Annotated in this window: 14 protein-coding genes; 10 read left to right on the plus strand and 4 right to left on the minus strand. The window is 55.8% G+C overall.

Annotated features, from left to right (window positions below):
• Positions 1 to 871: 871 nt before the first annotated feature.
• Positions 872 to 1,153, minus strand: coding sequence for a GNAT family N-acetyltransferase (locus ACMTNU_RS19045; RefSeq protein WP_413936870.1), 282 nt, complete (start codon positions 1,151 to 1,153; stop codon positions 872 to 874).
• A gap of 309 nt (positions 1,154 to 1,462) precedes the next feature.
• Here ACMTNU_RS19045 and ACMTNU_RS19050 point away from each other — a divergent pair, with 309 nt between their 5' ends.
• Complete coding sequence (locus ACMTNU_RS19050) at positions 1,463 to 1,822, plus strand: DUF3703 domain-containing protein (protein WP_413936871.1); 360 nt, start codon at positions 1,463 to 1,465, stop codon at positions 1,820 to 1,822.
• Positions 1,823 to 1,889: 67 nt separating this feature from the next.
• Here ACMTNU_RS19050 and ACMTNU_RS19055 read toward each other — a convergent pair whose 3' ends face one another.
• Positions 1,890 to 4,571, minus strand: a complete 2,682-nt coding sequence (locus ACMTNU_RS19055; protein WP_413936872.1) for an FtsX-like permease family protein — start codon at positions 4,569 to 4,571, stop codon at positions 1,890 to 1,892.
• Positions 4,572 to 4,656: 85 nt separating this feature from the next.
• Between ACMTNU_RS19055 and ACMTNU_RS19060 the strand changes: the two genes are divergently transcribed.
• Positions 4,657 to 4,944, plus strand: coding sequence for a response regulator transcription factor (locus ACMTNU_RS19060; protein ID WP_413936873.1), 288 nt, complete (start codon positions 4,657 to 4,659; stop codon positions 4,942 to 4,944).
• A 2-nt stretch (positions 4,945 to 4,946) separates the two neighbouring features.
• On the opposite strand, the gene ACMTNU_RS19065 is transcribed toward ACMTNU_RS19060, so the two are convergent.
• Together ACMTNU_RS19065 and ACMTNU_RS19070 are read right to left on the minus strand one after the other, a co-directional pair.
• Positions 4,947 to 5,873, minus strand: a complete 927-nt coding sequence (locus tag ACMTNU_RS19065) for a dihydroorotate oxidase (protein WP_413936874.1) — start codon at positions 5,871 to 5,873, stop codon at positions 4,947 to 4,949.
• Positions 5,870 to 6,571 carry an ABC transporter ATP-binding protein gene (locus ACMTNU_RS19070; protein ID WP_413936875.1) on the minus strand — a complete coding sequence of 234 codons (702 nt, stop codon included), beginning with the start codon at positions 6,569 to 6,571 and terminating at the stop codon, positions 5,870 to 5,872. Before ACMTNU_RS19070 ends, ACMTNU_RS19065 begins: the two co-directional genes overlap by 4 nt.
• A gap of 379 nt (positions 6,572 to 6,950) precedes the next feature.
• Between ACMTNU_RS19070 and ACMTNU_RS19075 the strand changes: the two genes are divergently transcribed.
• The 8 genes from ACMTNU_RS19075 (at position 6,951) to ACMTNU_RS19110 (ending at position 11,866) form a co-directional block, all read left to right on the plus strand.
• Entirely contained in the window at positions 6,951 to 7,520 is a 570-nt protein-coding gene (locus tag ACMTNU_RS19075) for a ComF family protein (protein WP_413936876.1), read from the plus strand.
• Between the two features lie 12 nt (positions 7,521 to 7,532).
• Positions 7,533 to 7,874 (plus strand): FmdB family zinc ribbon protein, encoded by a 342-nt coding sequence (locus ACMTNU_RS19080; protein ID WP_413936877.1) that lies wholly within the window; start codon positions 7,533 to 7,535, stop codon positions 7,872 to 7,874.
• Between the two features lie 297 nt (positions 7,875 to 8,171).
• Positions 8,172 to 8,387 (plus strand): helix-turn-helix domain-containing protein, encoded by a 216-nt coding sequence (locus ACMTNU_RS19085; protein ID WP_413936878.1) that lies wholly within the window; start codon positions 8,172 to 8,174, stop codon positions 8,385 to 8,387.
• Positions 8,384 to 8,827, plus strand: coding sequence for a division/cell wall cluster transcriptional repressor MraZ (locus ACMTNU_RS19090; RefSeq protein ID WP_413936879.1), 444 nt, complete (start codon positions 8,384 to 8,386; stop codon positions 8,825 to 8,827). The genes ACMTNU_RS19085 and ACMTNU_RS19090 overlap by 4 nt, the downstream gene beginning before the upstream one ends.
• Positions 8,828 to 8,992: 165 nt before the next feature.
• Positions 8,993 to 9,433 (plus strand): RusA family crossover junction endodeoxyribonuclease, encoded by a 441-nt coding sequence (locus ACMTNU_RS19095; protein ID WP_413936880.1) that lies wholly within the window; start codon positions 8,993 to 8,995, stop codon positions 9,431 to 9,433.
• A 333-nt stretch (positions 9,434 to 9,766) separates the two neighbouring features.
• Entirely contained in the window at positions 9,767 to 10,963 is a 1,197-nt protein-coding gene (locus tag ACMTNU_RS19100) for an HD-GYP domain-containing protein (protein ID WP_413936881.1), read from the plus strand.
• Between the two features lie 191 nt (positions 10,964 to 11,154).
• On the plus strand, positions 11,155 to 11,451 hold the full coding sequence (locus ACMTNU_RS19105) for a hypothetical protein (protein ID WP_413936882.1): 297 nt from the start codon (positions 11,155 to 11,157) through the stop codon (positions 11,449 to 11,451).
• Positions 11,444 to 11,866: a putative toxin-antitoxin system toxin component, PIN family gene (locus tag ACMTNU_RS19110; protein WP_413936883.1), complete on the plus strand. Its 423-nt coding sequence runs from the start codon at positions 11,444 to 11,446 to the stop codon at positions 11,864 to 11,866. Before ACMTNU_RS19105 ends, ACMTNU_RS19110 begins: the two co-directional genes overlap by 8 nt.
• Positions 11,867 to 12,351: the final 485 nt, after the last annotated feature.

Below are 12,351 nucleotides of genomic sequence, written 5' to 3' on the forward strand. Positions count from 1 at the left end.
CGGCGGCGTGAGACTGTCATTCATGGCGTCCACTATTGACAACCGGGGTCAAACCGACCTCGCTCTGCCTTCGATTTCGCCATGAACACCTCCCTCAATGCTGGGGGCAGTATGCCCCAATGGTGTGTCCAAGGAAATCGTGGGGCGGAGGAGCTATCCTTAACAAGGTGGAGGATGTAGCTGACCGTAGGAAGGAGTTTTTGCATTCAATTTGGCACACCAGGAACGGGCAGCCAATATTCATCAGTAGGAAGCGCGGACGACTAATCGATAGAGAGGCTCCATCGGCTGAAGACATCGATGATCTTACTCGTGAGATCATGGTCCTCGTGTCTGACTTCATGCAGATTGCTGATGGGAAAAGTCTTTTGACCCGTATTAAGGAGATGATGTGAAAACTGGTCCTGATCCAGTAGGCCCCATTTGGTGCCAACCTGGTGCCAAGACACCAGGATACAGGCCAACCTGGATGAGGTAGTTTCATTCATCATCCTCAGAAAGTGGTGAAAATTGGTGGTCTTGGGTATCCTGAGTGTTCTCAGGTTGGAGATCGGCGGGACTCTTAATCAGCGGGGCCAACTCAGGATCATCCTGCCAACTTTCTGCTACCACGCTGCTACCAGGACAGGACAAAATGGGCCCATCTTGCCCCACGTCGGAGGAGTTACATAAACCATTCAGCCTGCAGAGAAATGTCTACATCAAGCAATAGGCGGAGCACCAAACACAATCAGCTCTGGCGCGTCTCGATGATATCTGTCAAAGCCTGAATGATCAAAGGTGCAGTCCGCTCAAATCGAATGTTGGGAGGGCTCATGTATATCGCACCCAGCCGATCGGCTCGCTCAAGAATGACAATGACCGGTACTCATCAGGAAACCAGGTCGTGATAGTCGCTATGCCGCTGAAGCCAACTGGCGGCATAGCCGCAGATGGGCACCACCTTCAGCTTTTCTGTACGCACCACATCCATCAATTTCATCATAAACTGCCCGGCCGCACCCGTACCACGCAACTCCGGCGGCGCGAACACGTAATCGATATACAGCCTGTTCGTATCCTTACGGACATTGGCGTACACCATGAGATGGCCGAACGGCATTTCATAGCGCTCTTCGGCCACATTATAGGTGACGTGATCGTTGCCAGTCATGGCGTTCCAACTCCTGTTGACCAATGATATATACCCTCTTCTCGGACGGACCAACCGGCATCGTCGCCGCGATTGCAGACACATTGGCGAAGCCGAGTGTAATACTTAGAATGCGCACAGTCCTACGACCTGTTCTCTGGTCATGCTATTCGGCCCCAGCTACATTGTCCGACCATCACGTAGATGGTATCGCCTGACCGCACACTGCGCATCAAGGCTTCAATGGTTCACTCAGCCCGGTTTCACCCTTGGTTTCCTCTCCATTCATCACGTACAGTGGGACCACCACTTGAACCGAGATATAACCTCATGCACCCCGAGCTTCGACGAGCCTATGATACAGAAATGACCGCTGCAGCTAAACTGTACGATACCAACCAACTCCAACTCGCATTTTCCCATCTTGAGCGGGCACATATCTTAGGACAGTCGTTCTCGATCGCCCATGCGCGAACGCACTGGTGGATGTTGAGGGTTGGTTTGCGAAATCGAGATATCGTAGAGATTCTGGGTCAGATTCCACGAATCCTGGGGGCGTTACTTTTCTCGAGAATCTGGGTTCCAATCGGCAATACAGGAGGCGCTCGAGTGCCTCCGTTCAAGACGATGCCTATCCCACATGAACTTCAAGTACTACTTGACAAGTATGGATATAATACCATGAAATAAATAAGTTCGTATACCTCATGTAAAGATTTCACTTGCTCGACGATCATGATCGCTTCCTCCCCGAGGATTATTCGTCCCTCAGTCCCTCAACGACCGGTTGTCGCGCGGCCCATCGAGCAGGAAAGTAGCCAGCCACCAAGGTGGCCAAGACGGCAAGCGCCACAGCCTGGACGAGTGATCCGATCGGAAGAATCATTTGGATGGTCCATCCGAACGATTGCCGATTGATCACTTTGATCAGCAACAACGACAGCAACCCTCCCCCAATGAGTCCCAAGACGATTCCGATCGCACCCAGGTAGATGGCTTCCCAGAGGACCAGCTGCTGAATTTGTGCCGAGCTGCCGCCAATGGCCCGAAGGGTGGCAAACTCCCGACGCCGTTCGAGCACGGACGTGATGAGCGTGTTCACAATCCCCAGCATCGCAATGATGACAGCGATGGCCTCTAAGACGTAGGTCAAGAGAAACGTCCGATCGAAAATCTCAAGGATCTCTTTCCGCAACTCGGTATTACTGATGACTAATGGAGGAAGTCCTCCATTCGTGACGCTGCTCAATTGTTCAGTGATCCGATCTCGTACACGATCCAGACTGGCTCGCTCACGCAGATACACAGGGAAGACGGTCACTAACTCGTCGTGCCACAGCGACTGATACAGCGCTCGATCCATCAGGAGCTTGCCCCCGTCCGTGGAATAATCATAAAACACCGCCACGATGGGAAACGGCCTCACACCGCTGGGGGTCATGATTTCAAGGATAGATCCTTCCTGCACGCCCAATCGGTTGGCCAACACTTCCGAAACGAGCAGGCCGCCGATCTCAGCCGCTCGATTGAGCTGTTCTGATGAGTCACCACGTCGAACCAGATATTGGCTCCACTGAGCATGTAAGCGCAGATCCCGGGAAACCACCGCCACACGGTGGCCGTTCACCGTCATCCGTACATCGCGATAGGTATCAACCGCCGCCACCTCAGGAATTGAGGACAAGAGGCTCGTCCAGGACTGCGGCAGGCTCCGTCCGACCGTGCCGATCTCCGTGCCTCGCAACCAGAGTGACGGCGCCACCACCACATCGGCCAAAACCGTATCGGCAACCCAGACTTCCACGGTATGCCGAAAGCTGCGAACCATGACCAACACCCCGATCATAATCGCTAGCCCCACCATGAAGGCCGAGACCGTGACGCCGTTTCGACCTGGATTTCTGGACGCATGTTCCACCGCAATCGTTCTCATCACCCCTGGCAATCCGGCTGTCGAGCTGATCGATCGGCGATGACCTCCCCCTCCTGTCACACACAACGGAGCGAGACACGCCAGTCCAGACAAGAGACAAAGCGTAGCCATGTAGCCCAAGACCGGAATCCCCTGAATCGGCCCCGGCCAACTCAGGAGTCCTGCCACGCCAAGCTGTACACATCCCAGGAGAGCGAGACGGCCCACTCGCAACTGCTGACTCGCTTCATAATCTCCCGGAGCGAGCGCCCGCACCGTCGTCGTCCGGCCGGCATCCACACTGGGGCCGATGGCGCCGATCATCGACACCACAGAGCCGATGAGGACGCCTTCCGCCCCCATCCTGAACCATGGCCCGGTCCACAACGATCCTGCTCCACCGGCACTCACCGGAACGTAGAGGTCTGAGATGGTTCGACTCAGCAACGCAATCAGCTGTTGCGCCAACACCATTCCCGCAACACTTCCGACAAGCCCTCCTACGATACCGTACAGTCCAGCCTCAATGAGGAACAGAAGAGCCACCCGCTCTTGCGTCATCCCCACTGCTCGAAAAATCCCGATTTCCCTTCGTCTCTGTGCGACGGAGAAAGCCATCGTGTTGTAGATTAAAAACATCCCGACCAACAGGCCGACCCAACTGAGCACCGTGAGGTTCAGACGGAACGCGCTGATCATTTGTTCAACCTGACTCGTCCGATTCACCGGCCGCTCCACCGTCACGTGCGGAGGCAAGACCATTCGGACCTTGTCCGCCACCTCATCAACAGACAGATTTGGCGCGGTCACGAGATCGATCCGATCGACCAGACCGATCATGCCGAAGGTCACCTGAGCGGCTGCAATATCCATAACCGCCAGACGTTCCCAAGACGAACGTTGATCTGATTCGCCGTGAAGAATCCCTGCGACTCGACAGCGACAGCTTCCGGTCCCGATAAGAAAATGAATCTCATCCCCTACCGACAGATTCCAGTCGGTCGCCAGCTTATCCCCCATAAACACAGATCGGGGGTGGATCATGTCGAGCATCTGGCGTTCCGTAGCGGGCTGGCTCACACGAAACCCTCTCGTGTTGAATTCCGCCAACAGATCCAAGCCAAGCACTTGGATCGCCTGTCCAGGCTGACCGGCTTTCATCTGAACAGCTGTTTGGAGAATCACGGGGGATACGGAAGTTACACCGGACACGCTTCGCAAACGCGTCATGAGTTGTTCATCCAGTCCCGACTCACCGCCTGACACTTCCAAAGTGGTCGGACCGGCCACGGTCAACACCGCTTGCTCAAATGAACTCAGCACATCCACATTAGCCGTACGCACGGCCACAGATGCCGAGACCCCGAGGGCCACACCGCCGATCGTCAGCACGGTCCGCAATGGCCACTGTCGCAGGTGCGAGACAAGGATCAGAAGAACGACGTTAATGAAGGACAGCATGGAGGTAGAAGAAGAACTGCGGGGCACATGCACCGGAGACTGACCAATCGAGGCTGACAGTCCCAACCTGTTTCTGCAAATTCCGTGAGTTTCGTTTACATGATAGGGACCGTTTGTTAGACTGACGCGTACTTATACAGAAGGAGCACCAATGGCACGACACGCTAGCACAGCAAGAAAAGCAACCAAACATCTCGCCCGAACCACCCGCCACCCGAAGTCCTCGGTGTCCATCACTCCCAGACAGCGAGAAATCTTACGACTCGTCGCGCTTGGCCATACCAACCGCGAAATCGCGGGATCGTTGGGGATCAGCGTCAGAACGGTTGAGGTCCATCGCTTCAACTTGATGCGTCGGCTCAACGTTCGCAACGTCGCCCAGTTGCTACGCCAGGCCTTGCAGCAAAATCTCTTGCCGCGCAATTTTGGCACCAAGTGAACCTAGAGTTCCTTGAGACGCCCGCGGCAATCCTGAATTGACCGGTATCCCTTTCGGGTTAGCACCGCCGCCAGTTCCGATTCGACACGGCGGAAGACCTCCAACCCTTCCTCCACCAGGACCGTCCCAATCTGAACCGCCGATGCACCGCAGAGAATATGTTCAAAGGCATCCCCCCCATCCATCACGCCCCCCGTGCCGATGATGGGCATCTTGTCTCCAAAGAACTTATAGAACGCACGGACATTCGCCAATGCCACGGGCTTGATCACTCGTCCGCCTAATCCACCAAATCCCCCTTTCGGCTTGATTACGACCGCTTCCCGCTCCGGATCAACCACCAGTCCATTGCCGACCGAATTGATCAGATTCAGAAAGTCCACGCCACATCGCCCAAGCATGGTCCCCATCACATGATGATGTGCGGGATCAAAGTAGGGTGGCAGCTTGACCCCCATCGGAACCGTGATTTTGGGACGCACCTTCTTGAGTAGCCGCTCAGACGCATCCGGATCATACCCGATCTGAGGCTTCCCAGGGATATTAGGACAAGACAGGTTCACTTCAATCAGATCCGGCTGTGCAGCATTAATCAGTTCAGCTATCGTCGGAAAGTCGTCCTCCGTCAGTCCGGCGACACTGGCAATGATGGGTTTGCCGAATTGTTTCAGCTGCGGGATCAATTCGGCATAGGCCCGATAGCCGAGATTGGGCAGTCCCATTGAATTGATGGAGCCTCCAGGAAACCCATAATAGCGCGGCTCAGGATTTCCGTGACGCGCTTCAAGGGTCATCGACTTCGTCACGATCGCCCCCGCGGCAGACCGTCCCAAGGCCTCCAGTTCTTCTCGTGTCACACATAGTGCACCGGCTGCGTTCATAAAACAGCTGGGGAAGGTGACTCCCGCAATCGTCGTCGAGAGGTTCATGATGGATACACCGATTGAGGAGAATGGGTGGTACGTGAAACCAGCTTGCCGTCATGCATCGCCCACGTATAGTCAGCCGCCGACGCAGCCTGTGCGCTATGGGTCACCAACAGCACCGTCTGTCCTCCGGACCGGGCGAGTTCCCTAATCAGCGTCATGATCTCCGCCCCTTGATGCGAATCCACATTGCCGGTCGGTTCATCAGCCAACAGCAGCCGTGGTCGGTGGGCTAACGCCCGGGCAATCGCCACCCGCTGCTGCTCCCCACCCGAGAGCTCACCTGGCCGATGGTGGCGGCGATGACTCATGCCAACTCGATACAACAGATCGTCGACACGTACGGCAATATCACGTCCTGGTTCTCCCCGCAACATCAGCGGGAGCGCGATGTTCTCCTCAGCCGTCAACCCGTGCACGAGATGAAAGGCCTGGAATACGATCCCGATTGTTTCACGCCGCATCGTCGTCCAATCCTGACTATTCAGCGTGTTCGTGGACCGTCCATCAATCTCGATGTCCCCCGACGTGGGGTCATCCAGTCCGGCGACCAGATTGAGGAGGGTGCTCTTCCCGCACCCACTCGGACCGACAAAGGCACAGAATTCGCCCTGCCGAATCTCAAGATCTATGCCGTGCAAGGCCGTTACCATCGCCTCACCGCGGAAATAGGTTTTTGAAAGCTGTCTGATCGTAACCACCGACTCCGCACGCTCCTGAACGACCCCGTCTTGGATCCTCTAAAACGCGTACTCCTATAACACACCCCTTCGGAGCAGGACAACCTTGACAGAGGCCACCGCTTCGCCATAATTAAACGACCCCAAGGATTCATCTCTGTCTGCCATGGCCGCTTTTCCTTCAGTCAGAACACTCCTACGTCGTGCCACACGATTGTGCTTCCCGATTCACTGTGCGGTGTGTGGTGCACCCCTGGCAGATGACCTCATGCCTCATTTTTGTACCGGCTGCTGGAGCATGCCTCAGCCGATGCCCACCGCGCGATGTGCACGGTGCGATCGGCCATTTGCGTCTTCAGTAGCGACCGCCTATAGCCCCCAACATCTGTGCTATTCCTGTGTGGAACGTCCACCTTCCTATACCAGAGCCTGGACGCTCTATCCTTATACCTCCCCGCTCCAAGATGCGATCCGCCTGTTGAAGTACCAGAGCAAGGTGTCCCTCGTGACGCCCCTCGCTGACTTGATGCTGACCGCACTGCCACGCCTGGATCACATCGACCTGATCATACCAGTTCCGCTGCACCACGAACGGCTCTGCCAGCGGGAGTTCAACCAGGCGCTGCTGCTGGCCGACCGGATCGGACGACATCTGAACATTGCCATCTCCTACACCAATCTGGTCCGTACCACTGCCGCGCCACCCCAAACCACCCTTTCTCGCAAGAGCCGGCTCAAAAATCTGCGCCACGCGTTTGCGGTACGGCGCCCTGCTCCACTCATAAACAAACGTATCTTGCTCATTGACGATGTCTTCACAACCGGCACGACCGTCAATGAATGTGCCAAGACGTTGCGCCGGGCCGGTTCAGCCGACGTCTTCGTCCTGACCTTGGCACGAACCATGGATCAGCATCTGATTCCTGATCGCATACACTCCTCAACCCCCTATCCATTTTCCAGTCCTTGAAAGGTCACCGTCATGCCCATTTATGAGTACCTGTGCCAAGACTGCACGAAACGCAATGCGATCCTGACATTGAACCCCCATCGACTTGATCCGGTTCAATGCCGACATTGTGGAAGCTCAAAGATGACCCGCCTCCTCTCACGATTTTCCGCTCCCAAGTCAGAGGAGGCCAGGCTCGAGTCCCTTGCCGATCCCGCCACCCTTGGCGGGCTCGATGAGTCGGATCCCCAGAGTGTCGCCCGGCTTATGAAGAAGATGGGACAGGAACTGGGTGAAGACGTCAGTGACGTCGAGGCGATGTTGGACGAACCGGGTGGAGGCGACGCAGGACTCGATCAGGCCGACGACCTCTAGCCCCCATCATTCATGAACACTCCTGCTGCAACCGACGATCCGCTGTTTCGACGAGCCTTCTACCAGCGGACTCGCCCGTTGAATCCTCGATGTCCTGCACGAGTACGCCTCGGATTCTCCGGGCTCCGCGCGCTGCTCTCACGACGCGGCTTGGCGATTTCGCGACGAACCGTCATGAATCATGCGGGCTAGCACGTTGCGTCAGATATTTTCACTTGACTTTCTTACACCGACCTCTAGAATACCTCCATAGTGGGGGAAACATGCAGCAGGTGAGCTCAAGGACGAGGTGGAGTGATGGGCAAGACTCCCAAGAGCGAGCTGATGACGGTCGCGGAAACCTGCCGCTTCCTCAAAATTCCACAGCAGACACTCTATCGCCATCTTCAGCACCGAGACATCCCCGCGTTCAAGCTCGGCAACAAGTGGCGATTCGTTCGTTCGGATCTCGAACAGTGGATCCGAGACACTCAACCCAGATCTCCGGTCAATGCCTCAGCTAAGGTCGTATGATGTTCGCCGGTGAATATCTTTGCAAAGTGGATGAAAAAGGGAGGTTTATCGTCCCTTCTCCGATCCGCGAACAGATTGAAGCCGACGGCCAAGCCGTCATGTTCTTGAAAGGCCCAGAACAGTCACTCCTGATCTATTCGATGAAGGAATGGGAGAAGGTCCTGGACCGGACGAAGTCGTCCTTGGATGAAGACCAAAGTCGGCTGTTCATGCACTTTGTTGTGTCGGAAGCCGGTTCCTCGGACATCGATAAGACCGGACGGATTTTGATCCCCGGCCGTTTACGAAAGCAGATCCCGATGGACGAGGATCAGGAGATTATATTGGTCGGCCTGTATCATCGGATGGAACTCTGGAATCCAAGTGACTGGCGTCGGTATATTGCTCGGACGGAAGATCGATATGAACAGAACATGGCTAAGATTGTGAATCTCCTCTAACCCAGCCCCATGCCATCACGCCATCGACGGGGCCTGGTCTTCTCCTCCCATATCCCTCTCCAAAAAACAATTCATCGTCGGGGAGCAGTGGTTCGGTCACCATCGATCCCGTCAATTTCCGTGAAGGCTTCTACGAATTCCGCCAAACCCCACCAAGCAACCACCGTGACCAACAGTCGGACCTTAAGCCACTCAGCAGTGGTCACAGCAGACGGCCTCACGATGACACTGCCGGTTCCACCGAGCATCAATCATCAATATGCCACGGTGAACGGACGTCGGCTGCTCTCCTCTACCGGCCGCGCCTATAAAGCGCAGGTCGGTCGGCAAGTATGGGTGATGTTAGCTCAATCACCTTGCGCCCCGTCGTTTCGCGAACGCATCCGATCCGGCCCACTCGCCCTCTCGATCCGGTTCTTTTTTTCCACGTCATTGAGGCGCGATCTCGATGGAGGACTCAAAATCGCTCAGGACGCGATCTGTGAAGGTCTCGACGTCAATGACAATCGGATCATCGAGACGCATCTCTACAAGCACGTCGACAAGACCAACCCTCGGATTGAAGTCTCCCTTTCCTGCCTACCAGTCTCCCCGCACGTGTCCTAACTCAGGATATCCATTCGCCCACAGGGGTCTGTTGACGAACGTTCTGAGAAAACTTGGTAGAAGCCATCGTGTCCAGATTACAGACTCCTGCAGATCTTCCTGCAGGCAGGTTAGAAAGACCGTCCAGCAAGACCGCCTTTTCCTACTTCGTTGCTCGTCTCCCGTATTTCCCAAGCGAACGACGCTTCACGAGATACGCTTCACGCGCCTGAACATGATGCGAGAACGCCGCTGGCAGACTTTATCGACAGCCTATCAGCTACAGTTCCGTCCACCTTCTGCCGATAGGTGAAGAAGCCCTCGCCCTCGCGAGTTTGCTCGGGATTATTTTGTATGTCGACCATGCGCGTGCCCATCAGTCAACTTCGGATCGGCATGTATGTCGCAGCTCTGGACCTCCCATGGTACCGCTCCCCCTTCCTACGCCATTCCTTCAAGGTAGAACGCCAAGAACAAATCACAAAGTTGCTCCGAGCCGGAGTGAGGACCGTCGAGATCGATCTTGATCGTGGGATCAGCCCTCGCCCAGAGCCAACTACGACAGAACAACAACCCGCGACCATCCACCCACAGACGGTCCAAGAGAAAAAGCCGATCAAAACACTCGCCCAGCTCAATGAGGAATATGCGCAAGCCGCGCTGGCGAAGCAGCAACTAACGCAGTCGGTTCAGTCCGTCTTTACCAAGATTGCGAGTACCGGAACGGTCAATCCCCAACAAGCGGCCGATGCCGTCCACGAAATCACGATTGTGACCAGAACGCTCACCCCTTCATCCATGTTCATGGCGTTGAGCCAGAATCGAGCCGGCGACCCCATGCTCAGCCAGCATGCACTCACCACCTGTACCTTGGCGCTGATCCTCGGACAGACCTTTCAGTTCAACCCGTTGGAGCTGCAAGAACTGGCAACGGCCGCGCTCCTGCATGACATCGGACTGCTGCAGATTGCTCCCCCACTCGTTCGGCATGCGCATGCCGACCAGCGTCTCTCTCCGGTGCAGCAGCGCGAGTTTGAGAGCCATCCACGTCTCAGTGTGCGCGCATTACAGCAGGCAGGCAGCAGCGAAACCGCCGTCCTCCATCTCATTGCCAATCATCATGCCTATCTCGATGAGAGTGGCTATCCGAAAGAAGCGCGGGGAGAATTTACCTCGGATCGTACCAGGATCCTCATGATCGTTGATCGGTATGATGAGTTGCTCAGCGGGTTCGGCGGAGCCACACCGCTGCCCTCACACCGGACCTTCCAGCGGCTCTACCAGGAAGCGCGGCAGAATAAGCTCGATCAGCAGCTCCTGTCCGCATTCATCGGACTCGTGGGTATCTACCCCGTGCACAGTCAGGTGCGGCTCAATACGAAGGAACGAGGCATAGTGACGACGCTGAATCAAGAAACACTACACCAGCCGGTCGTCACCATCACGCATCAACCGGAAGGCACAACCTATCCGGACCCGTTCACAGTCAACCTGGCAGACCAGCCCCATGGACCGCAGACTCGGGCTATTGAAGCAGTCATCGAACTCTGAAACAGTCGTGAAAGCGACACCAGCCGTGGGACCCTGCAACCACTTCCCCACAGATGCTGGTCTGCACTGGGAAATACTGTGCCAAGAGCGGACCTGGTACCGCAATCGCTCGACTGACTGAACTTTCCTTGGATTCTCATACGCCCACGGTGTACACTCGGTGTCAGAGTAATCAGGAGCGAGGGATCCAGATGGTCAAGACCTGTAGCGTCAAAAGTGCCCAACACGAGTTCCCCTCTCTGCTTGGTCGGGTTCGCCGGAAAAAAGACACGGTGATCGTTGAGGAACAAGGCCACCCGGTGGTCGCGATGATCCCGTTCGATCGGTATCAAGCCTTAACGAAACGACGCGACCGACTCTTCGCGGTGCTTGATCGGATATGGGCCAAGAACAGGAACATCCCGGCACGGGATGCACGTCGTGATGCCACACAAGCCGTGAAGCAAGCCCGAGCAGCCCGCCGACGGCGCAGGCGTCTGAGTGCCTAGGGCTGTCCTCGATACGAATATTCTCGTCAGTGCGTTAATCTCCCCGCGTGGAACACCGGCGAACATCGTCCAGGCGTGGCGGGCTGAGCAATTTGACCTGGTCACAAGTCCTCCCATCCTAGAAGAACTCCAGGAAGCCCTCTCTCGTCCGAAAATCCGACGTCGCTATCATCTCTCGACGAGCGACATTCATAACTTCCTCACGCTGGTGACCCAGGCGGCCATCCTTGTCGCCGGCACCCGTTCCGTCTCTGCTCCCATTCACGACCTTGACGACCTCCGGATTCTCGCCACCGCCGTTGAGTCTCACGCCGACTATCTCGTCACGGGGGATACGGACTTACTCAAACTGAAACGGTTTCAATCCGTTCAGATCGTCGCGCCCGCAGTGTTCCTGAAAACGATCGCACCATGAAGTAAAAATGGCATCCTGTTACTCCTCAATCCACGGTTCCCCGGCACGATGTCATCTCCCAACATGAGATGCTCCTGGCGAATTGAGGGTGCCTGTCCCCACTTTTTCTCCCTTGCCAAATCTCTAGAAGAAGTCAGCACGTAGCAGTACACTCCGATGACCAGCACGTGATGCAAGATTGTCAGTTACCGAGAGGGCAACTCATGAGGACGAGATGATCACAAGAACACTGCCCCAGGAGCTCATGGATGAAATTCGCACGCTGGAGGAATCTTACCCGGTGCAAGTTGGCGTCCATGACGTTCCATTCACGAAGTGTGACTGGGCAACTGCGAACGTGCTCGTCGTCCTGTCCTTCTCATTTTCGGAAGCGGGCCGGAGGGTCATATCGAATGCTGGCTCAGATATCTGGATCAAGATAAAGTCTGTGTCCTCCGCCCCACGATTTCCTTAGACACACCATTGGGGCATACTGCCCCCTCACT

Source organism: Nitrospira sp. BLG_1, from assembly GCF_047338595.1.
In the GTDB taxonomy this organism is placed as follows: domain Bacteria; phylum Nitrospirota; class Nitrospiria; order Nitrospirales; family Nitrospiraceae; genus Nitrospira_D.